General features: G+C 71.8%; 16 protein-coding genes and 1 tRNA gene. 9 read left to right on the top strand and 8 right to left on the bottom strand.

All coding sequences use genetic code 11. From position 1 onward, the window contains the following. Position 1: 1 nt before the first annotated feature. The 3 genes from IPH07_06355 to IPH07_06345 all read left to right on the top strand — a co-directional run bounded on the left by IPH07_06355 (position 2) and on the right by IPH07_06345 (position 4,978). Positions 2 to 442, top strand: a complete 441-nt coding sequence (locus tag IPH07_06355) for a biopolymer transporter ExbD (GenBank protein MBK6917003.1) — start codon at positions 2 to 4, stop codon at positions 440 to 442. A 352-nt stretch (positions 443 to 794) separates the two neighbouring features. Beyond that, a complete protein-coding gene (locus tag IPH07_06350; GenBank protein ID MBK6917002.1) occupies positions 795 to 4,337 on the top strand; it encodes a thrombospondin type 3 repeat-containing protein in 3,543 nt (1,180 codons plus the stop codon). Positions 4,338 to 4,369: 32 nt separating this feature from the next. Further along, positions 4,370 to 4,978, top strand: coding sequence for a hypothetical protein (locus IPH07_06345; protein ID MBK6917001.1), 609 nt, complete (start codon positions 4,370 to 4,372; stop codon positions 4,976 to 4,978). Positions 4,979 to 4,991: 13 nt separating this feature from the next. On the opposite strand, the gene IPH07_06340 is transcribed toward IPH07_06345, so the two are convergent. From IPH07_06340 to fabG, 4 genes are all read right to left on the bottom strand, one after another. Beyond that, entirely contained in the window at positions 4,992 to 5,477 is a 486-nt protein-coding gene (locus IPH07_06340; protein MBK6917000.1) for a glutathione peroxidase, read from the bottom strand. 50 nt (positions 5,478 to 5,527) lie between these two features. Next, on the bottom strand, positions 5,528 to 7,150 hold the full coding sequence (locus IPH07_06335; GenBank protein MBK6916999.1) for an IgGFc-binding protein: 1,623 nt from the start codon (positions 7,148 to 7,150) through the stop codon (positions 5,528 to 5,530). Positions 7,151 to 7,235: 85 nt separating this feature from the next. After that, positions 7,236 to 7,314: transfer RNA gene (locus IPH07_06330), tRNA-Leu, on the bottom strand. Positions 7,315 to 7,354: 40 nt separating this feature from the next. Continuing rightward, positions 7,355 to 8,047 carry a 3-oxoacyl-ACP reductase FabG gene (gene fabG / locus IPH07_06325; protein MBK6916998.1) on the bottom strand — a complete coding sequence of 231 codons (693 nt, stop codon included), beginning with the start codon at positions 8,045 to 8,047 and terminating at the stop codon, positions 7,355 to 7,357. A 134-nt stretch (positions 8,048 to 8,181) separates the two neighbouring features. On the opposite strand from fabG, the gene uvrA reads away from it, so the two are divergent. Then, complete coding sequence (uvrA, locus tag IPH07_06320; protein MBK6916997.1) at positions 8,182 to 11,076, top strand: excinuclease ABC subunit UvrA; 2,895 nt, start codon at positions 8,182 to 8,184, stop codon at positions 11,074 to 11,076. A gap of 22 nt (positions 11,077 to 11,098) precedes the next feature. On the opposite strand, the gene IPH07_06315 is transcribed toward uvrA, so the two are convergent. Next, positions 11,099 to 12,454 carry a CapA family protein gene (locus tag IPH07_06315; GenBank protein ID MBK6916996.1) on the bottom strand — a complete coding sequence of 452 codons (1,356 nt, stop codon included), beginning with the start codon at positions 12,452 to 12,454 and terminating at the stop codon, positions 11,099 to 11,101. Positions 12,455 to 12,574: 120 nt separating this feature from the next. On the opposite strand from IPH07_06315, the gene IPH07_06310 reads away from it, so the two are divergent. Further along, the gene (locus IPH07_06310) at positions 12,575 to 13,267 is read left to right on the top strand and encodes a flavin reductase family protein (protein ID MBK6916995.1); all 693 of its coding nucleotides are present in this window, start codon (positions 12,575 to 12,577) and stop codon (positions 13,265 to 13,267) included. Between the two features lie 89 nt (positions 13,268 to 13,356). Beyond that, complete coding sequence (locus IPH07_06305; GenBank protein ID MBK6916994.1) at positions 13,357 to 14,277, top strand: hydroxymethylglutaryl-CoA lyase; 921 nt, start codon at positions 13,357 to 13,359, stop codon at positions 14,275 to 14,277. Positions 14,278 to 14,282: 5 nt separating this feature from the next. Here the strand turns inward: IPH07_06305 and IPH07_06300 are convergent, their stop codons facing one another. Further along, positions 14,283 to 15,296 (bottom strand): hypothetical protein, encoded by a 1,014-nt coding sequence (locus IPH07_06300; GenBank protein ID MBK6916993.1) that lies wholly within the window; start codon positions 15,294 to 15,296, stop codon positions 14,283 to 14,285. Positions 15,297 to 15,382: 86 nt separating this feature from the next. Here IPH07_06300 and IPH07_06295 point away from each other — a divergent pair, with 86 nt between their 5' ends. Further along, positions 15,383 to 16,561, top strand: coding sequence for a cysteine desulfurase (locus tag IPH07_06295; protein MBK6916992.1), 1,179 nt, complete (start codon positions 15,383 to 15,385; stop codon positions 16,559 to 16,561). After that, positions 16,558 to 17,625 carry a tRNA 2-thiouridine(34) synthase MnmA gene (gene mnmA / locus IPH07_06290; protein MBK6916991.1) on the top strand — a complete coding sequence of 356 codons (1,068 nt, stop codon included), beginning with the start codon at positions 16,558 to 16,560 and terminating at the stop codon, positions 17,623 to 17,625. The genes IPH07_06295 and mnmA overlap by 4 nt, the downstream gene beginning before the upstream one ends. Before the next feature lie 36 nt (positions 17,626 to 17,661). Here the strand turns inward: mnmA and IPH07_06285 are convergent, their stop codons facing one another. Beyond that, positions 17,662 to 18,066 carry a TerB family tellurite resistance protein gene (locus IPH07_06285; GenBank protein MBK6916990.1) on the bottom strand — a complete coding sequence of 135 codons (405 nt, stop codon included), beginning with the start codon at positions 18,064 to 18,066 and terminating at the stop codon, positions 17,662 to 17,664. 140 nt (positions 18,067 to 18,206) lie between these two features. On the opposite strand from IPH07_06285, the gene rnc reads away from it, so the two are divergent. Next, positions 18,207 to 19,004, top strand: a complete 798-nt coding sequence (rnc, locus tag IPH07_06280; GenBank protein ID MBK6916989.1) for a ribonuclease III — start codon at positions 18,207 to 18,209, stop codon at positions 19,002 to 19,004. A gap of 10 nt (positions 19,005 to 19,014) precedes the next feature. On the opposite strand, the gene IPH07_06275 is transcribed toward rnc, so the two are convergent. Further along, positions 19,015 to 20,742, bottom strand: a complete 1,728-nt coding sequence (locus IPH07_06275) for a hypothetical protein (protein ID MBK6916988.1) — start codon at positions 20,740 to 20,742, stop codon at positions 19,015 to 19,017. Positions 20,743 to 20,768 lie beyond the last annotated feature (26 nt).

The raw sequence follows: 20,768 nt of genomic DNA, 5'->3' as shown, positions 1-20,768 counted from the left end.
CATGGGAATGTCAGCCGGCGGCGGCAAAGGCGCCAAGAGCGAGATCAACGTCACCCCGCTGGTGGACGTGTGCCTCGTGCTGCTCATCATCTTCATGGTGATGGTGCCTCGCAACGTGCCCGAGATCTCGGTGCGGGTGCCGCCCGATTCGAAGATGCAGCAGCGTAAGCCGCCGACGGAGGAGCCGTTGGTGATCGGTCTGACTGCCGATGGTGCGCTCACGCTCAACAAGGCACCGACCGACAAGAGCAAGCTCGCCGAGCAGATCACCAAGCAGCTCGAGTTCCGCGAGAAGAAGGTCGTGTTCATCGACTTCGAGGACAAGGCCAAGTACGGCGAAGCGGTCGACGTGCTCGACCTCGCCAAGCGTGCCGGTGCCGAGGTCCTGGGAATCATGAAGCCCAAGGACAAGACTCGCACGCCCGACAAGCTCAACGGATGACCGAACCCATGCCTCGCCGCGTCGAAACCGCGTCGACCCTGTGGCCGCGGACGACGGCGGCGACGCTGACGTCGGCGCTCGCCCTGGTCGCGCTCGCCTCCACCTCGGGGTGCCTGCAGGACACCGATTGCGGCATCTGCGACGAGAAGAACCTCGTGCTGCAGATCGTGTCGGGGCCCAACTACGCCGGCGAGCTGATCCACATCGTCAGCCCGGAGTGTGTCGGGCCGCGCTGTCCGGAGCCGTTCACCGCCGCGCGTCGCTTCGTCGAGCGCATCGGCCCCTGCGAGGACACCGACGCCGCGATCGGTAGCGCGCGGGCCCCGAGGAGTACTGCAAGATCGCGCCGATCGTGGTCTCGGACGGGCTGCAGTTCGTCTTCAACAACCTGCTCGAGGACACCAGCATCGAGCTCGTGCGCAAGCGGCCCGACGTGCCGGCGCTGTTCGAGATCTACGACTGGAAGACCCAGTTGCTCGAGCTGCGAGGGCCGGTCTCACGCTGGGCCGGCGACTGGCGCCACGACAAGACCGAGGACCGCGACGTGGTCACGCGGCTGGTGAACCACTCGTGCGTCGCCAACCTCCGCGATGCCGGCATCGGCTACCCGTTCGACGCCGCGCGGGGGGACACCACTGCGCTGTGCGACGAGCTCGACGAACACGGCGTGCCCCGCAAGCTCCACGCCGCCCAGGTCGTCACTGCCACCCGCGGACGCTGGGACGACCGTGCCATCGGCGAGGCCGTCGGCTACGACTGCGAGACCCCGGCGGCTGGCGTCGATACCTGCTGCTCGGTGTGCGACCACGCGCTCGGGGTCCGGGTGGCGAAGTACGGCGCCGGTGAGCGCATCGCCTGCGATCCGGCCGGCGATCGGCTGATCGAGTGCGCGGGCTTCGTGAGCCAGACCGATCGCAGCGACGAGGTCCACTGCGATCCCGCCGATCCCGAGTGCACGCCATTCGAGCTCGACCGCGCGGATGCGATCCGCGAGCTGCACCCCGACGCGCGCCAGGGCGATCGCATCGGCGCGGCGTGTGAGAGCGACGACGAGTGCCGCGACGTGTCGGGGCAGGGGCTGCCCGGCGCGGAGTGCATCGGCACCAACGCGGCCGGTCAGGCCTGCTCGCCGCAGGGCGGCGACCCCGAGTGCGGCGGCGGCCGCTGCCGTGCGCCGTGGTTCGTCGACTGCGTGGCCGACCCCGACACCACCGGTGCGCAGGGCTACTGCGTCGATGTCCGCCACGACGCCGACGCGGCGGCGGCGTGCTTCGTGGGCGATGGCTTCCGCATCTGTGACGCCAACGGGAACTGCGGCACGGCGGCGGGCGACGAGCGCCTGTCGAGCTGTGATGCCAACGCCGACGGTCACCTGACGGCGGCCGAGTGCTGCCCCGACGGTGAGGCCTGCGACCCGGTCTACGATAGTGCCGTCGAGCCGCTCATCCGCTACGAGCGCAAGGCCACGCTGCCGAGCGTCACGCGTGAGCTCAACTGTGGCGACACCTTTGCCGCGCACCTGTGCGACGGTGCGGACTGCTGCGACGGCGATCTCTGCGAGGCGCCCTCGGGCGCGACGTGTCGGCTGTCGACCGGCAGCTGCGACGGCTGCACCCACGAGGAGGCGGCGCTGTGCGCCGTGCAGCCCGATCGGCTGCAGACCTGCGCGTCGTTCGAAGACGCCGGCGACTACGCCGTCAACCTCGTGACCAAGCTCGGCGGCATCATCTACGACCCCGCGCTCAAGGGCATCAAGTGGCTGCCGGCCGATCGCGGTGGGCGGCCGCGCGCGGTGATCGAGGCCTGTGCCGAGTCGCGTGGCCGCATCGCGCCACGCAACGTCGCCGACGGCTGGCGTGCCCACGACGGGCTCGGCCTGGGCGTGGAGCTCGAGGCCGACTGGGACCTCGGGCTCTGCTCCGATCAGACCTACACGGTGGTGTTCGCCACGGACGCCGGCCACGAGCGCCTGAAGGACAAGCCGGGCAACACGCTGGCGGGCAAGTCGGAGTACACGTTCCAGACGCCCGCCTTCCACGTGGTGCCGAACTCGGGCTTCCCGGCCGACAACCTTCGCATCGGGCCCTGCGACACCTTCAGTCTGTCGTTCTCCAACAAGTACGATCTCTCGCCCGGCAACCTCGCCAAGATCGAGCTGCACCGCGTCGACGGTGCCGGCGGCGTGCGGGTCGCGGGTGGTCGCGACTGCGCGAACACGCGGGCCGAGATCGAGGCTGGCGTGGCGCCGGTGCCGTGCCTGCAGACCGACGTCAGCGGTCACGAGCGCGGCGAGGTGCACGTGCGCATCGACCCGGTGGCGTTCGGGCCGTGGCTCGAGGACGGCGTCACCTATCGCATGGTGGTGCCCGGCCTGCACGACGGCGACGACCCAGCCGATCCGAGCGTGTACGCCAGCGCGTTCTGGGACGTCTGCGGCATGCCGCTGCAGCTCGGCGGCGCCAGCGATCCGTCCGACTACGACTACACCTTCGCGGTCGATCCGACCCGCTGCGACGAGGACGAGGACCGCGACGGCATCACGCTGTCGTGCGACAACGCGCCCGATCTCTACAACCCCGAGCAGTTCGACGTGGACGGCGACGGTGTCGGCGACGCCATCGACCTGTGCCCGGCGTCGCCGGGCTTCGCCCGCGACACCGGCGACTCCGATCGCGACGGCATCGGCAACGCCTGTGACGCCTGCGCCAAGCCGGTTTCGCGCTACAACGAGCTCGCGGTCGCCAACGCCGTGCCGGCGTACATGCAGGTGCGCGCGGTGCCGTCCCAGGACGACGCCGATCGCGACGGCGTCGGCGATGTCTGCGACAACTGCCCCGCCACGGCCAACTGCGGTGTCTACGGCGACGATCGCCCGTACCGGCTCGACGACCCGCTCGACGTCGACGCGGCGACCTGCCAGCGCGACGTCGATGCCGACATGATCGGTGATGCATGCTTCGGCACCCAGGACGAGCTCGCGGCCGGTCCGGTGGGCTACGGCGACGGCGACGACTTCGACCAGGACGGCCTGGCCAACCTCGTGGATGCATGCCCGCGACAGCCCGAGCGCGACCGCGTGGCTTGCGAGGACGATGCCGGTTGCCCCGTCGATCGCAGCTGCGTGCGCGCCCTGCCCGACGACGCCACCGGGGTCTGCAACCACGCCGACGCCGATGGCGACGGGGTCGGTGACGCCTGCGACACCTGCCCGGCTGTCGCCAATGCAATGCAGACCTTCGACGGCGGCGCGCAGGCCGACGACCCGGACGGCGACTTCGTGGGTGCGGCGTGCGAGCTCGACGTCGCGTGCGGCGATCAGGCCAGCCCCCGACCGCTGGCGTTCTACGCGGTGGCCGCGGCCGGTCAGTGCTGCACCACGCTGCTGGTGGAGCAGGGCACCGACCTGTTCGATCGCGCGACCATGCGGCGCGTCGAGGACAGTGACGGCCTGCCGATTCGACGCAGCTGTGACGGTGACGACTGCCGTGCGCTGCCCGCCGTGTTGGCCGCGACCCCGGGCGTGTTGGTGGCGCCGGCGGGCTGCGACGACGCGCTCGCGGGCGCCGGCGTCTCGCTCGACGGCAACGTGCCCGTCGGTGCCGCGTGGACCTCGGGTGATCTGGACGCGCTGTGGCGGCTGCAGTGCCGCCTGCCCACGCTCGACCAGGACTTCGACGGTCTCGGCGACGCGTGCGACCTGTGTCCGTTCGCGTTCGATCCCGACAACGAGCCCTACACCGACGAAGCGGGCAAGCTGTGGCCCAACGATGGTGCGGCGTGCAGCGGCGCCAACAGCCCGCAGGCACGCTGCAGCGGGGCCGTCGACCCCGCAGACGGCGGCGCCACGGACGACGGCGGCTCGAGCGACGGCGGCGGCTCGAGCGACGGCGGCTGACCCCGGGCAAGGGGCGATGATGCGATGATGCGATGATGGGCGATCGGCCGCGCATCAGCTCGCAGCTCGCCCTTCGCCCGCTGCGCTTTCGCGTCGCCGCCGACGTGGACGCGCTGTGGCAGCGCATCGTCGAAGACCCGGACGTGCGCGTGAGCGACGACGCTTCACCCGAGCCTGGCCCGCCCCACGGCGCACCGCTGCTCGCGAGTCGTCGCGACGCGAGGACCATCGTCGTGCGCCACTGGTCGGGCCCCGCCGACGCCATCTCGCCGCTGTTGGCACTCCACCTCTCGCCGCGCGGTGATGTCGTCGGCGTCGAGGCCGAGCTGCAGCAGCCCAGCACGCGCGCCATGCCGGGCGAGGTCCGCGAGGGCAGCGTGTGGCACATCGCGATCCCGATCGTCGCGCTGGCCGCAATCGTGGTGCTCGCGTGGGCGGTCGCGGGCTCAGGGCTGCTGTGGGCGTTGCCGCTGTTGCTGCTGCTGTTCGCGATCCCATCGGCGCTGGTGATGTTGCCGGCGCTGGCGCTGTGGAACGCCGAGAGTCGACGGACCCAGCGCGAGGTGCTGATGGCGTGGGTCGGGCGGGTGTTCGTGCCGATCGCGTTGCCGCCCGGCGATGACGACGATCCGTTTCGCTAGCAGCCCAGCCCGGTCACGGCGCTGCCCTCAGCAGCGATGGCAGCACGGCCTCGATCTCGGCGGGCGTTTGCTTGGGCTCGAAGCGTCGCAGCACGCGGCCGTCCTTCGCGACCAGGAACTTGGTGAAGTTCCACGTCACGTCGGTGGTGCCGTCGGGGTTGGGCTGGGCCGCGCGCAGGAACTGGTACAGCGGCGCAGCGCCGTCGCCGTTGACCTCGAGCTTGGCGAACATCGGGAACGTGACGCCGTAACGCGAGGTCGCGAACTCGAGGATCTCGGCGTTGCTGCCGGGCTCCTGACGCCCGAACTGGTTGCAGGGGAAGCCGAGCACGGTCAGCTCGGGGTGATGCTCGTGGAGGGCACGCAGACCTGCGTACTGGGGCGTGAGCCCTCAGGCGCTGGCGACGTTCACCACCAGGCACGCGGTGTCGGCGTAGATCGACAGCGACACCGGCTCGCCGGTGATGGCGGTCACGACGAAGTCATGGAAGCGGGGCACGTGGGACGAGCATAGCGGAGCTCGCCGCGGCACGCTCGCGAGGCATCGGGTCAGCCCTCGGGCGTGGGGTTGATGACGCCGGTGCCCAGACCACCCGGGTACGCGTAGCTGTCGACGGTGGTGTAGCCCGCCACCAGCACCCCGAAGGCGGCGTCGCCCTCGAGCACGTGCACGCCGTCGGCCGCAGGTACCCGCGCGACCTCGTGCGCGCCGACGGTCACGAAGGCGGCGCCGGGCACGGCCACGCCGTCGAGCAACACCGGTGCACCGGGCTCGCGCATGAGCGTGATGACGTCGGTGGTCCACGAGGTCGGCACCAGCACCACGTATCGCGGCAGGTACTGCTCGACCGGGGGCAGCTGCACCATCACCGGGTCGCCTTGGCTGCCCGCCAGCGAGCTGCCGGTCATGTAGTTCACCACCGCGATGGGCTTGTCGGCGTGCACGGCGAAATCGCCGGGCTCGCTCGCGTCGCCGCCGACCTCCAGCGTGACGAGTTCGCCGGCGTCGAGCGACACCGGGGCCGCGGGCAGGCCCGTCGTCGCCGCCGAGCCCTCGAAGTCGACGGTGGTGCCGTCCTCGCTGGCGTAGATCTGCCACACCGAGGTCTCCGGCGCGGCGGCGACCCGCGGCGGCACGCGGGCGGCCACGAAGTCGAGGCCCCACTGGCGCACGCCGGTGAGCTGCTCCTCGATGTGATCGCAGGAGTACGCCAGCACGAAGGTGCACTCGGCGCCCGAGAACACTGCAACGGGGTGCTCGGCGTCCGACTCCACCCGCGTGCCCGACAGCGTCTGCATGCCGGTGGCGACGTTGAGCTCGACGACGTCGCCGGCGTCGAGCGACACCTGCATGGCGACGCCGGGGATCCCGGCCGGCACCATCGCGCCGGCCTGCGTCGCGATCGTCGGCGTGATGTCGACGACGGTGCCGTCGACCGCCGCGACCACCGTCAAGTACGCACCATGGCCGTTCTGCGCCAGCGGCTCCCAGCCGACCACATGATTGATGTAGTCCCAGCTCGACACCGGCAGCAGCAGCGATGCGTCGGACGACGCCGAGTCGGGCTCGATGTTGAGCGGATTGAACTGGTAGGCCACCACCGGCACGTCGGCGCGGATGCGGTACGAACCACCGACGAGCACGCCGCTGCCCTCCTGGTGGAGATCGGGCAGCAGGAACGTCGACTCGTCGAGCGACGCGATCGCCATCGGGCCCGCGACCGTGGTCCAGGCCCCGCCGACGCGTTGCTCGATCGTGACGTTGGCGACCACGTCGGTCTGCACGTTGGAGACCGCGATCGCGAACTGTAGATCATCGAAGCCGTCGAGCTGATCGAGGTCGACCGCGAAGAACTCGCAGCCCACCGAGGTCGCGCCGCTGGCCGCTGCCGCGCAGGTGGTGGGGATCGGCTCGACCGGCATCTCGCCGACGTCGGGCAGCGGCCCGAGATCGAGCTTGAGCGTGCCGCCGTCCGAGGACGAGTCGGCCTGCGTGGTGGAGGTGGTGGTGCCGGCGGTCGTGGTCGCAGTGGTGCCGTCGGTCTGCGAGCCACTGCCGCTGGTCATCACGCCCGCGTCCGAGCTGCCCTGCGTGCCGCTCGCGGCGGTGCCGTCGTCACTGCAGGCCGCGAGCGCCAGCAGCAGCGCCGCGCCGCCGGCACGACACGCCATCGTGCATTCCATCTCCATCGTCCACCGTGGCCGCATCGTCCGATGCTACGTGGGTGGGATCGATCCACGCAACCGCATGTGCCAGTGCCCGGGGCGGGACTCGAACCCGCACTCTTTCGAAGGGGATTTTAAGTCCCCCGTGTCTACCGTTCCACCACCCGGGCGAGGGGCGTGCGGCGTCGCGTCACGCCGCGCGCGCGTCGGTCATGCGCTGCCGTAGACCTGGATCGCGCTGCCTCGCAGGTCGCCGGCCTCCTCCGAGGCGAGGAAGCCGATGGTCTCGGCGAGTCGCTCGGGCTTCACCCACTTGGCCGCGTCGGCGTCGCCCATCGCGGCGCGGTTGGCCGGGGTGTCGATGATGCTGGGTAGCACGCAGTTGGCGGTGATGCCGGTGCCGCGGGTCTCGTCGGCGACCGCACGGGTGAACGCGAGCACGGCGGCCTTGCACGCCGAGTACACCGAGGTGGCGCCGCTGGGCTCGAGCGCCGCCCGCGAGGCGACCGTGACGATGCGACCGCTGCCGACGGTCTGCATGCGCGCGAGCGCGTGCTTCACCGCGAGGAAGGTGGTGGTCAGGTTGAGCTCGATCTGCTCGTGGTAGGCGGTCAGCGTGAAGCTGGTGGTCGGGCCCATCGCGAACCCGCCGACGAGGTGCACCAGCGCATCGAGTCTCGGCATCTCGGCGGCGATCGCCGCGACCTGGGCCTCGTCGCGCAGGTCGGCCTCGACCAGGCGCACGTGGCTCGACAGCGGGCCGAGCTCGGCCTGCAGCCTGTCGCCCTCGCTGCGTGCGTGCACCGGCACCGTCACGCGCGCGCCGCGACGGATGAGCGCCGCCGTCACCTTGTTGCCCAGGCCACCCGCACCGCCGGTGCACAGCACGTGTCTGTCTCGCATCGACGGGAGGATACGGGACCGAACGGGCGGCGTCTGCCGGTGCTGAACATGCGTGCAGAGAGCGCGGGGCCGTGCTAAGCATTCGCCCGCGCGGCTGCTCGCCCTGGGGATCGGCCGCCGCCCCAAGCACCGCGATGCCTGCGCCCAAGCTCCGTTCCGTCGCCGCCGCCCCCCGCCTGCGCCGTCCCGCCTCCGCCGAACCCGATGCGATCCAGGTCGTCGGCGCGCGCACGCACAACCTCCGCATCGACGAGCTGTGGATCCCCAAGCGCCAGCTGGTGGTGTTCACCGGCGTGTCGGGCTCGGGCAAGTCGAGCCTCGCGTTCGACACCCTCTACGCCGAGGGCCAGCGTCGCTACATCGAGAGCCTCTCGGCCTACGCGCGGCAGTTCCTCGGTCAGCTCGACCGGCCCGACGTCGAGCACCTGCGCGGGCTTTCGCCGACCATCGCGATCGAGCAGAAGAGCGCCAGCAACAACCCGCGCTCGACCGTCGGCACCATCACCGAGATCTACGACTACCTGCGGGTGCTCTACGCTCGCATCGGCATCCAGCACTGCCACGTGTGCGGCAAGCCGGTGCGGGGCCAGAGCGCCGAGCAGATCGTCGCCGACGTGCTCGCGCAACCGGAGGGCACCAAGCTGGTGTTGGTGGCCCCGTTGGTGGTGCACCGCAAGGGCGAGTTCCGCGACCTGTTCGAGGAGCTGGCCGGGCGTGGCTTCCTGCGCGTGCGGGTCGACGGCGAGATCCACCGTCTCGATGCGCCGCCCAGCCTCGACAAGAAGCTCAAGCACGACATCGAGCTGGTGGTCGATCGCATCACCGTGCGGGCCGCCGACAAGCGCCGCCTGACCGAGAGCGTCGAGCTGGGCCTGCGCGAGGGCAAGGGCGAGCTGCGGGCCGAGTTCGACGGCGACGATCGCCGCGCGCCGCTGGTCTACTCGGAGTCACGCACCTGCTGCGGGCACTCGTTTCCCGAGCTGTCGCCGCAGTCGTTCTCGTTCAACAGCCCGCTCGGCATGTGCCCCAGCTGCAACGGCCTCGGCACCCGCATGGAGGTCGATCCAGAGCTGGTGATCCCCGATGCGCGCAAGAGCATCCGCGACGGTGCGATCGCACCCTGGGCCAGCGCGATGGACCGCGGCGAGGGCTGGACGTACCGCATCATCGAGGCGCTCTCGAAGGCCTGCGAGGTCGATCTCGACGTGCCGTGGAAGAACCTCGGCAAGAAGAAGCAGGGCCAGGTGCTGTTCGGGCTCGGCGGCAAGCGCATCAAGGTCAGCTGGGGGCAGGAGGGCAGCGAGTCCCACGGCAGCTGGGGCATGCGCTACGAAGGCGTGATCCCCAACCTCGAGCGGCGCTTCCAGCAGGCCGCCTCCGACAGCGCGCGCGACATGTACCGGCGCTTCTTCGCCGAGCTGCCGTGCGAGGACTGCAAGGGCAAGCGCCTGCGGCCCGAGAGCCTGGCGGTGAAGGTCGCGGCGCGCAACATCTCGGAGATCACCAGCTACACCGTGCGCGCGGCCTCCGACCACTTCCACGGCCTCGCATTGGTCGGCAACCAGCAGAAGATCGCCGAAGGCGTGCTGCGCGAGATCCATGCCCGCCTGGGCTTCTTGCTCAACGTCGGGCTCGACTACCTCACGCTCGATCGCGCCGGGCCGTCGCTGTCGGGGGGCGAGGCCCAGCGCATCCGCCTCGCCAGTCAGCTCGGCAGCGAGCTCTCCGGCGTGATGTACGTGCTCGACGAGCCCAGCATCGGGCTGCACCAGCGCGACAACCAGCGGCTGGTCGCGACCCTGCAGCGGCTGCGCGACCTCGGCAACACCGTGCTGGTGGTCGAGCACGACGAGGACACCATCCGCGCGGCCGACTACGTGATCGACTTCGGCCCCGGCGCTGGCCACCTCGGCGGCGAGGTCGTGTTCGCGGGCACGCCCGACGAACTCGAGCGCGCCAAGGGCAGCGCGACCGCCGACTACATGGTCGGGCGTCGCCGCATCGAGGTGCCCGCGACCCGGCGCAAGCCCAGCGGCAACATCTTCGTGCGCGGCGCCAGCGAGCACAACCTGCAGGACGTCGACGTCGCGTTCCCGCTGGGGGTGCTGTGTGCGGTGACCGGGGTCTCGGGCGCCGGCAAGAGCTCGCTCGTCAACGGCATCCTGCTGCCGGCGCTGTCGCGCCTGCTGCACTTCTCGAGCGATCGCGTCGGCGTGCACCGCAGCATCGAGGGCCTCGACGCGCTCGACAAGGTCATCGCCATCGATCAGCGCCCGATCGGTCGCACGCCCCGCAGCAACCCCGGCACGTACACCAAGGTCTTCGACGAGATCCGTAACGTGTTTGCGCAGCTGCCCGAGTCGCGCACGCGCGGCTTCAAGGCCGGGCGCTTCTCGTTCAACGTCAAGGGCGGCCGCTGCGAGGCGTGCGAGGGCGACGGCGTGGTCAAGGTCGAGATGCACTTCCTGGCCGACGTCTACGTGCCGTGCGAGGTGTGCCAGGGCAAGCGCTACAACGCGCAGACCCTCGGCATCCGCTACAAGGGCCTCAACATCCAAGAGGTGCTCGAGCTCTCGGTCGACGACGCCCGCGACATGTTCGAGAACCACCCGCCGATCGTGCGCGTGCTCGAGACCCTGCGCGATGTCGGGCTCGGCTACATGAAGATCGGTCAGAGCGCGCCGACGATGTCCGGCGGCGAGGCCCAGCGCGTGAAGCTCAGCCGCGAGCTCGGCAAGCGCCACACCGGCCGCACGCTGTACATCCTCGACGAGCCGACCACCGGCCTGCACTTCGAGGACATCCATCGCCTGCTCGGCGTGCTGCAGCGGCTGGTCGACGCCGGCAACACCGTGGTCGTCATCGAGCACAACCTCGACGTCATCAAGTGCGCCGATTGGATCATCGATCTCGGCCCAGAGGGCGGCGAAGGTGGCGGCAAGATCGTCGCCGAGGGCACGCCCGAGAAGGTCGCGAAGGTGAAGGCCAGCCACACCGGGCGCTTCTTGGCGCCGCTGTTGGGGCGCTGACGGCGGGCGGCGCCGGGCGTCGTCAATCCGCCTTCGGCCAGCTGCGATCGCACTGCGGCGCCATCACCAGCGCATCGTCGGGCCCGATCAGGTTCGCGGGCCCGTACATGTCGACCACCAGCGCTCGCGCGTCGTCGGGGCCGCCGACGCGGTCGATCGACTCGACGAAGAAGGCCTGCTTGTCGCCCTCCATGCGCACGTGGATCGGCAGGTAGCGCGCGCCGACGACGGTCGCGTTGCCGTCGGCGCCGCGGCGCAGGCCGAGGTAGGCGATGATCGAGCTGCGCCGCGGCAGCGAGCGCTGGTGGTGGGCGAAGTTGCCGAGCGAGTAGAGCACCAGCGCCTGGCGACCATCGGGGGCGACGAGCTGCTCCCACGGCTGCAGCACATGGGGGTGGGCGCCGAGCACCGCGGTGGCGCCGGCGTCGACCAGCTGCTGCGCGAGCACGCGCTGCTTGTCGGCGGGCTGCGGATCGTACTCCTTGCCCCAATGCGGCGTGACGATGACGGCGTCGACGTCGTCGGACTTCGCGAGCTGCTCGACCTGCGCCAGCAGCTGCTTGGTCTGCGTGAAGCAGTGCAGCACCTGGCCCTTGTCGTCCTTGCCGAAGTTCGTGTGGAGCGTGCACGCGACCCACGCGATGCGCAGGCCCTTGGCGGTGGTGATCGCGTGCCACGGCTCCTTGGCGCTGCGGCGACTGCCGGCGTGGGCGAGGCCGACCGCGTCGAGGGCGTCGAGCGTGCGCACCAGGCCGTCGCTGCCGCGATCGAGCGCGTGGTTGTTGGCGGTCGAGACGATGTCGATGCCGGTGTCGACCAGGTCCTTGGCGAGGATCGGGTTGGCGTTGAAGAACGGGTAGCCGGTGTAGACCGCGTTGTCGAACGTCATCCCGGGGTCGTCGGCGGCGCCGTCCTTCGTGAGGCCGGCCGCGATCGGGACCTCGAGGTTCGCGTAGCTGACGTCGGCGCGCGCGATGAGATCGGCGACGCCGGACCACAGCACGCCGAAGTGGTCCTTGGCGGCGTAAGCCTGCTTCTGCAGCTCGTGGTGCATCAGCACGTCGCCGATCGCGGCGATCGTGACGACCTCGCCGCGCTCGCAGGCGCCGTCGAACGCGAGGTAGCGCGCAGGGAAGCGCGCGGGGTCGGGCACGAACGCGGGCGCGACGGGCTCGGGCGTCGCCGGCGGGGCAGGGGCCACCGCAGGGCTCGCCGGCGGCGCGGCAGCTGCGGCCGCGGGGGTCGGTACGGGATCCTCGTCGGCCCGCGCCGAGCTCTCGGGTGCGCGGGCGCACGCCGTCAGCAGCAGCAGTGCGGGCCAGCTCGCGGGTGCGCAGCGCATGGGGATCTCGGCGACGAACGAAGCGATGGCGGCCACGCGCGGCCGACCGCGCGATCGGCCGCCACCGACGATCCTAGCAAAGTGGGTGGGGCCGCGCGAGTTCGGCGCGCGCGCGTGCGCGGGCGAAAGTCCGCTACCTTTGCCGCGGATCCCAAGGTGCTGCATGACGCCATCGATGCCGCGAGCCTGTCGGCCCGCGACGCGTACCAGCTGCTGACCGACCTCGTCGCGCCGCGACCGATCGCGTGGGTCTCGACGCAGGACGAGCACGGCCACCGCAACCTCGCGCCGTTCTCGTTCTACCAGGCGGTCTGCTCGGCGCCGCCGATGGTGCTGTTCTCGTCGTCGTGGCACGGCGACGGTCGGCCCAAGGACACCCTTCGCAACATCCTCGCGACCGGCTCGTTCGTGGTCAACCATGTCGACCGGCCGTTGGCCGGCGCGATGAACCACACCGCGGGCGACTTCGAAGCGGGCGTCGACGAGTGGGCGATGGTCGATGCGGCCGGGCTCGGGCCGCTGACGCCGGCGCCGAGCCACGCGGTCGCGCCGCCGCGGGTGGCCGAGGCCAAGGCCGCGCTCGAGTGCCGACTCGTGCACGCGCTGCCGCTCGGGCACGGCGTGCACGGCCGCCCCTCGACCACGCTCGTGATCGGCGAGGTGGTGTGGTTCTGGCTGCAGGCGGGGCTGCGCACGGCCGATGCACAGGGACGCCCGCAGGCGATCGACACGGCGCGGCTCGACTCGGTCGGTCGCCTCGGCGGGATCGCGTACACTGACACCCACGGCGCCTTCACGATGCCGCGGCCACCGCGGCCCGGCACCGGCAAGCCCCCCGGCACCGCCTAGCCCCCGGCACCGCCCAAGTCCCCGGACTCGCACGCGTGAACGATCTCCACACCGGCAACGACGGCCCCGCGATCGACCTCTTCGAGGCCGTGCCCGCGGCGGTCTCGATCTACGAGGTCGGACCTCGCGACGGCCTGCAGAACGAGAAGGCGGTCCTGCCCACCGATCGCAAGCTCGAGCTCATCGAAGGCGCGGTCGATGCCGGCGTGCGCCGCATCGAGATCACCAGCTTCGTCGACCCCAAGTGGATCCCGGCGCTGGCCGATCACGCCGAGGTCGCCCGCGGTGTGCATCGCAGGCCCGAGGTGGCCTACAGCGCGCTGGTGCCCAACATGCGCGGGCTCGATGCGGCGTCGCGCAGCGGCATGCACGAGGTCGCGGTCTTCATGGCCGCGAGCGAGACCCACAACCGCAAGAACATCAACAAGAGCACCGCGGAGGCGCTGTCGACCTACCGTGTGGTGGTCGACGAGGCGCTCGCGCGCGGCATGAAGGTGCGCGGCTACGTCAGCTGCGTTTACGGCTGTCCCTACGAGGGCACCGTCGCGCTCGATGCGGTCGTGCGCGTCGCCCACGGCCTACTCGAGCTCGGCATCTACGAGCTCAGCCTGGGCGACACCATCGGCGTCGGCACGCCGCGACAGATCGAGTACGTGCTGCGCGGGCTCATGCGCTCGGGCATCGATCTCGGGCGTCTGGCCGTGCACTTCCACGACACCCGCGGCACCGCGCTGGCCAACATCACGGTCGCGCTGCAGCTGGGCGTGCGCACCATCGACAGCGCGATCGGTGGGCTCGGCGGCTGCCCCTACGCGCCCGGGGCCTCGGGCAATGTCGCGACCGAGGACGTGGTCTACATGCTGCAGGGCATGGGCATCGAGACCGGCGTCGATCTCGATCGCCTGGTGGCGGTGTCGACTCGCTTGAGCGGCTACCTCGGGCGCGAGCTGCCCAGCAAGTACCTGAAGGCGCACCTCGGGCACTGCGCTCGGATCGGCCGCCCGGTGTGACGGCGTCACTCGCCCGGTGACGGCGTCTCGCGGGACTTGCGGCGGTAGATCAGGCGCTCGAGCGCACCGCTGGCGCCCTCGGAGGCACGGGTGATGCGATCGATCTCGACGTCGACCGCGGGATCGATCGCGAGCAACACCACCGGGACCTTGTCGCGCAGCCGGATCGGCAGCACCAGCGCGTTGCCTTCGATGCCGCCCATCGCGTCTGCGAAGGCGCGATCGATCGCGCGCTCGCACGGCCACGGGCCGTAGTAGGGCACACCCGAGCGAATCGCGTCGGCGAAGACGGAGGCGGGTTGGGTCGGGATCCGCACCTGCGTCACGGCCTCGCGCAGCAGCTCGGGGCCGCGCGCGTCACGGCCACGCAGCTGGTGCTGCAGGTGCACGAACACGATCACGTGACGGAAGCCGGCCGCGAGGAACTCGACCAGCTGGTCGAGGATCGCGTCGCGATCGCCGGCGGTGTGCAGGCGCGTGAGCAGCTGCTGGTAGGCCAGGCTCGACAGCGCCAGCACCATGCCGCCCGCGGGCGTGCCCTCGGTGCGCGGCAGCTCGCGCGGCGTGCTGGGGGCGGTGCGGGCCGCGGGCCGCGGGCCGTGATAGCGGTAGATGGCCTCGCGCAGGGCCGACAGCGGTGCGACCGCGCGGATGAGGTACGCGCCGCTGTGCGCGGCGGCGGCCTGCACCGCGCGGAGATCGGTGGGGTCGGCGAGCGCGACCGTGAGGTTGTTGGCGTCGTCGAGCGAGATCGGCAGCATCGTGTGCTCCCACGCCAGCTCGGCGGGCAGCTGCGCGACGGTGTCGCCGTCGAGCCGCGCGAGCAGCTCGGCGTCGACCCACGGGATCATCAGCTGCGAGTGCAGGAAGCCCGCGAGCCGTGGCTCGTCGAGCAGGCCCAGCCGCACGACCGCCTCGGCCGGCGAGACCCGCTGCTCACCGGCGTGGCGGGTCGCGTTCGCGATGGCGTCCGCGGTCAGCAGTCCCGCGCGCTGCAGCGTGAGCAAGAGCGTGCTCAAGTGGCGACATCATCGCGGTCGCCTCGGTCGCCCGTCAACGGATCGGACCACCAGCGCGCGCCGCGAAGTGCTATGGGAAGCGACAGGTGATCGACCTGGATCGCAACGCCGGCGCGCCCCTGCGGGCCGAGGCCCTCGCGGCCATGCAGGCGGTGTGGGCCGATCGGACGCTGGGGAACCCCTCCAGTGTCCACCGGCCCGGACAGCGCGCGCGGGCCCTGCTCGAGCGGGCGCGGCGAACCATCGCCGCCACGTTGGGCGCGACGCCGGCGGAGGTGGTGTTCACCTCGGGCGGGACCGAGGCCGATGCGCTCGCGATCCTCGGGCTCTCGCGCGGGCTGCGTGCGCTCGGTCGGCCCTGCGGCGTGGCGTGCACGGCCATCGAACACCCCGCGGTCACGGCTGCGACGCGCCGGCTCGCCGACGATGGCGTCGCGGTGCACACCCTGGCGGTCGACGCCCAGGGCCGGCTCGTGCCCGACGCGGTCGCCGAGACCCTCGCCGCACAGCCCGAGATCGGCGTGCTGTCGATCACCGCCGCGCACCACGAGCTCGGCAACGTGCCGCCGCTGGCCGCGATCGCGGCGGCCGTGCGCGCGCGTCGGCCCGAGCTGTTGCTGCACGTCGACGCGGTGCAGGCTTACGGCCGGCTGCCACTGTCGCGCGCGGCGCTGGGGGCGGACGCGCTGTCGGTCTCGGCGCACAAGCTCGGTGGTCCGGTCGGCATCGGTGCGTTGGTGGTCGCCCGCGAGGCACCGCTGGCGCCGTTGGTGATCGGCGGCGCGCAGCAGCACGGGCGCCGCGGTGGCACCGAGTCGGTCGCGCTCGCGGTCGGCTTCGCGGCGGCCGCGACCGCAGCGCTGGCGACCCGCGAGCACGATCAGCTGCGCGTCCGCGGGTTGCTGGAGCGGCTGCGGGCGATCGTGCAGAGCGCTGGCGGCGAGCTGCTCGGCGATCGCGAGCATCACGTCGGCAACACCGCGCTGGTGCGCTTCGACGACTGCGACGCGCACACGCTGATGATCGCGCTCGATCTCGCGGGCATCGTGTGCTCGACCGGCGCCGCGTGTAGCTCGGGCACGGTGGAGCCCTCGCCGGTGCTGCGTGCGCTCGGCTTCGATGCCGCGGCGGCTCGCGGCGCGCTGCGCTTCTCGCTGGCCCCCGAGCACGGCGACGCGGAGCTGGCGCAGCTGGCCGCGGTGCTGCCCGAGTGCCTGTCGCGGGTGCGCGCCGCCGTGCACCCGGCGCCACGAGGAACCCCATGAAGATCGTCTGCGCGATGTCCGGTGGCGTCGACTCCTCGATCGCCGCAGCGTTGCTGGTCGAGGCCGGCCACGAGGTGCTCGGCATGACCATGCGGCTGTACGACGCCAGCGCGCGCGGCCGCGCCGGCAGCTGCTGCTCGCCGGCCGAGATCGATCAGGCCCGCGAGGTCTGCGCGCAGCTCGGCATCGGGCACTGGGTGGTCGACGAGCGCGAGCGTTTCGCGGCCGCGGTGATCGAGCCCTTCGCCGACGACTACGCTGCCGGCCGCACGCCCAACCCGTGCACCCGCTGCAACCAGTCGGTGAAGTTCGCCCCGCTGCTGACGCGCGCGCGGGCGCTGGGCGCCGAGCGCCTCGCGACCGGGCACTACGCCCGCCACGAGCACGGACGGCTGCTGCGGGCCCGCGACGCCAGCAAGGACCAGAGCTACTTCCTGTTCGCGATGGGCGCCGACGCGCTCGCGCAGACACTGTTCCCGCTGGGCACGTGGACCAAGGACGAGGTCCGGGCCAAGGCCACCGCGCTGGGGCTGCCCAACGCGGACGCGCCCGACAGCCAGGAGCTGTGCTTCGTGCCCGATGGCGATCACGGCGCGGTGGTGCAGTCGCGGCTGGCGGCGCGCGGGCTCGCGACCGACATGCTCGCGCCGGGACCGGTGGTCGACGTCGACGGCCGCGTGCTCGGGCGCCACGACGGCATCCACCGCGTGACGGTCGGGCAGCGCCGCGGCCTGCATGTGCCTGGCACCGAGCGTCGCTACGTGCTGCGCGTCGTGCCCGAGTCGCGCACGGTGGTGGTCGGTGAGGCGAACGACGCCGCGCTGACGCGGCTGCAGGTCGGTGAGCTGCAACGCTTCGCGCTCGTCGACGGCGAGCATCGGTTGTTGGTGCAGGTGCGGCACCGCGGCCAGGCCACCCCCGCGCGGGTATGGGTCGAAGGCGCGCAGGCCCGCGTCGAGTTCGACGCGGCGCAGCCGGGCGTGGCCCCCGGGCAGGCCGCGGTGTTCTACGACGACGACGCGGTGGTCGGCGGCGGCTGGATCAGCGCGGGGTCCCAGCGCTGAACCCAGCGCGGATCCCAGCTCCGCGCCGCGCTCGGTTCACGGCTTGAGGATGCCGTCCAGCTCGTCGTCCTCGAGCACCTCGATCGCGAGGTCGGCGATGTCGGCGTCGCTGATGCCCATGCCGGCTGCGACCTTGCGCAGGTAGGCGTCCTCGGCCATGTCGATCTCGTCGTCCGACTCGCTCACGCTGGCGATGAGCTCGAGCACGGTGCGCTTGTTCTCCGCCGACTCGAAGCGCAGCCGACCCGCGGCCGCGGTGGCGTCGAACTTGGCGGGGTTGAAGCCCGCGATGCGATCCTTCTGCGCCTGCGGCAGCGCGTCGACCGCGAGCAGCTTGCACAGCATGCCTTCGATGGCCGCGATCTCGCCGCCCTCCAGTCGCTTGTCGGCGTAGGCGGATCCCAACAGCAGGTCGGTGATGGTGTCGATGTGGGCTTTCATGGCGCGGGGCCGCGGCGAGGCTGCTCGCGTGCGGATGCAGATGCTACGGCACCGCGCGAAGCCGCGACAAGTCGACGTGCACCGAGGGGCCCGTGACCGGTCGCAGTCGCCGGCGCGACGTCGTAGGATGGCGGGCGTTGGTGCGTCTGCCCGAAACCCTCGCGGCCCTGCCGGATGCGGCCGAGCCCGAGGTCGATGCGCCGCCCGGCGGCGTGGCGGCGCTCGCGGAGCTGCAGGGGCGTCTCGGCTATGCCTTCGCGCGACCGAGTCTGCTGCGCGCGGCGCTGACGTTGGGCTCGTGGGCGAACGAGCACCCCGACGCGGGCTGGCCCAGCAACGCGTGCCTCGAGTTCTTCGGCGATGCCGTGCTCGGGTTGCTCGCCGCCGACGCACTGTGGCAGCGACACCCGGGCCTGCAAGAGGGCGAGTTGACGCGCCTGCGCGCGAGCGTGGTGTCGGAGTCGAGCCTGTTCGAGGTCGCGCGATCGATCGACCTCGGGGCGTTCCTGTGGCTCGGTCGCGGCGACGACAAGCTCGGGGGGCGGCAGCATCGCTCGACCCTCGCCGACGCACTGGAGGCGGTGCTCGGGGCGGTGTTCCTCGACGCCCGTGCACAGGGGTTGCGGGCCGCCGACGAGGCCGCCGCGGTGTTCACCCGGCTGTTCGACGCGGCGCTCGCGGGGGTCGATCCCGACACCGCGCTCGATCCGAAGACACGATTGCAGCACTGGGCGCAGGCGCGACACCGCGTGGCGCCGTCGTACGTGCGGCTCGACGTCCGCGGTGACGAGGGACCACCGCGCTGGCGCGCCCGCGTCGAGCTGCGGCTGGGTGAGGCGGCACCGCTGGTGCTCGGCGAGGGTGAGGGCACCAGCATCCGCGAGGCCGAGCGCCACGCCGCCGAGGCGGCGCTCGCGACCCTTCCGGCCGGCACCTGAGGGGCGCGCGTCAGTCCTTGTGCGGTGCGTCGACGGTGAGCCACATGCTCACCGATTGCACCGTGACCAGGCCGCCGGCACGGGTGAGGTCGACGCGATCGCCGTCGAACTCGAGCGCGAGCAGCTCGACGCGCAGGCGCGTGAGCACGGCGTCCGCCAGCACCTTGGTGTAGCGGCCCAGGCCCAGCGCGTCGCAGCGGGCCGAGAAGTCCCGCGCGACCCGCTCGACCAGCACGCCGCCGTCGAGCAGGTTGGCGTGGGCCCACGCCAGATCGTCGGGGCCGAGCGGCGCGAAGCGGGCGGTGTGGCCCGGGAGCTGCGTGTGCACGATCGCCGTGCGCAGGAGATCGCCGAGCGTGAGCTTGGCGGGCTCGTCGATGCGCGCCAACCACACCGGCTCGACGCCGTAGCCGCGATCGAGGTACGTGAGTGCGGCCAGCGCCCCGGCCTCGGCGATGCGCTCGGTCGCGCGCGCGACGTCGGCCAGTGAGCGGAACGGCCGCGACGAGCCCTGGGTCGACTCGAGCGCGAGCTCGGGGTACCAGCGCACGGCCGCGGCGACCGCTGGGCCCCACGGGCGGTCCAACAGCGAGCCCACGGCGTCGAGCGAGATCCGCATCGAGCGGTGCAGCGCGATCGCGGCGCGGCGCAGCTTGTCGAGGGCGCCGTAGCCGACGCGGAAGACGTCGCGCAGGCCGATCGCGGCGATGCGCTCGGCGAGGTAGGCGTCGGGCTCGGGGTGGCCGGGCCGCGCCTGCAGCAGCAGCTCGAGCCCGAGCCCGAGCGTGGCCTGGGTCTGATCGATGGCACGCTGCTGCACCGACTCGTCGCCCGGCGGCAGGCGCTGCGCCGAGATGACCTCGTTGACCAGCAGCAAGAACTCGCGCGAGCGCACGCCGTGCTCGACGTCGGTCATGCGGGCCATCGCGCGCCGCAGCAGCTCGCCGCCGCGCAGGTTCGAGACCGACGCGCCGAGCTCGACGTCGGACAGCCAGCGGAAGTCGCGGGGCTCGGCGTCGGCGGCCGCGCGGTGATCGAGCGGGCGGAACAGCTTCACGGCGTCCTGCCACTGCACGAAGCCGAGATCGGCCAGGCGGCCCGAGCGGAAGCGCAGCAGCGTCTCCTCGATCTCCGAGGCCAGCGCCGCCTCGATCGAGAGCACCAAGCGTCGGCCCTGACCGAGATCATCGTCGTACACGCGGTGCAGCACCCGCAGCACCGCGCGGCCCATCTCGTCGTCGGGCACGCCGATGATGAAGAACCCGTCGGGGGTCTCCCACGCGCGCAGCTCGGCCAGCTCGTCGTAGGCCTGGTCACGTGCGGCGTCGTCCTCGAGGTCGAGCACGATCACGCGCGTGCCGGCCAGCAGCGCGAAGGTCCAGAACTCTGGATCCATCGCGTACATCAGCTCGACCAGCGCCCCGCGGGGCTTGTCGGCGGCGGCCCAGCTCTCGCCGATCGCAACCAGCCAGCGGCGCGCGCGGGTGTTGTCGATGCGCTCGTCGACCCACGCGTCGAGGTCGAGCAGCGCGATCAGCTGATCGGCGGTCGCCCGCGGCAGCAGCAGATCGAGGCGGCCCTCGTCGCGGAGGATCCGGGCCATGCGCACGAACGACGCCGATGGCAGCGCAGGCACCAGGGTGTCGGCGTCGTCGCGCCGCTCGAGCGCGAGCGGGTCGTCGATCACCTGACGGAGTTCGTCGACGTCGACGGCTTGGGGTGTGACCGGGATCTTCACCGTGGCCGCGGGGTACTATCGCAACC

This window comes from Deltaproteobacteria bacterium (genome assembly GCA_016709225.1).
In the GTDB taxonomy this organism is placed as follows: Bacteria; Myxococcota_A; Polyangia; order Nannocystales; family Nannocystaceae; genus Xiheibacterium; species Xiheibacterium phototrophicum.
The sequence above is the reverse complement of the archived record's forward strand: the minus strand, read 5'-3'. Positions and strand labels throughout refer to the sequence as shown.

Excerpts from the sequence above, each read along its gene's own strand:
- IPH07_06355 (MBK6917003.1), top strand. The coding sequence starts at position 2 with ATGGGAATGTCAGCCGGCGGCGGCAAAGGCGCCAAGAGCGAGATCAAC.
- IPH07_06345 (MBK6917001.1), top strand. The coding sequence starts at position 4,370 with ATGATGGGCGATCGGCCGCGCATCAGCTCGCAGCTCGCCCTTCGCCCG.
- IPH07_06335 (MBK6916999.1), bottom strand. The coding sequence starts at position 7,150 with ATGGCGTGTCGTGCCGGCGGCGCGGCGCTGCTGCTGGCGCTCGCGGCC.
- fabG (MBK6916998.1), bottom strand. The coding sequence starts at position 8,047 with ATGCGAGACAGACACGTGCTGTGCACCGGCGGTGCGGGTGGCCTGGGC.
- uvrA (MBK6916997.1), top strand. The coding sequence starts at position 8,182 with ATGCCTGCGCCCAAGCTCCGTTCCGTCGCCGCCGCCCCCCGCCTGCGC.
- mnmA (MBK6916991.1), top strand. The coding sequence starts at position 16,558 with ATGAAGATCGTCTGCGCGATGTCCGGTGGCGTCGACTCCTCGATCGCC.
- IPH07_06285 (MBK6916990.1), bottom strand. The coding sequence starts at position 18,066 with ATGAAAGCCCACATCGACACCATCACCGACCTGCTGTTGGGATCCGCC.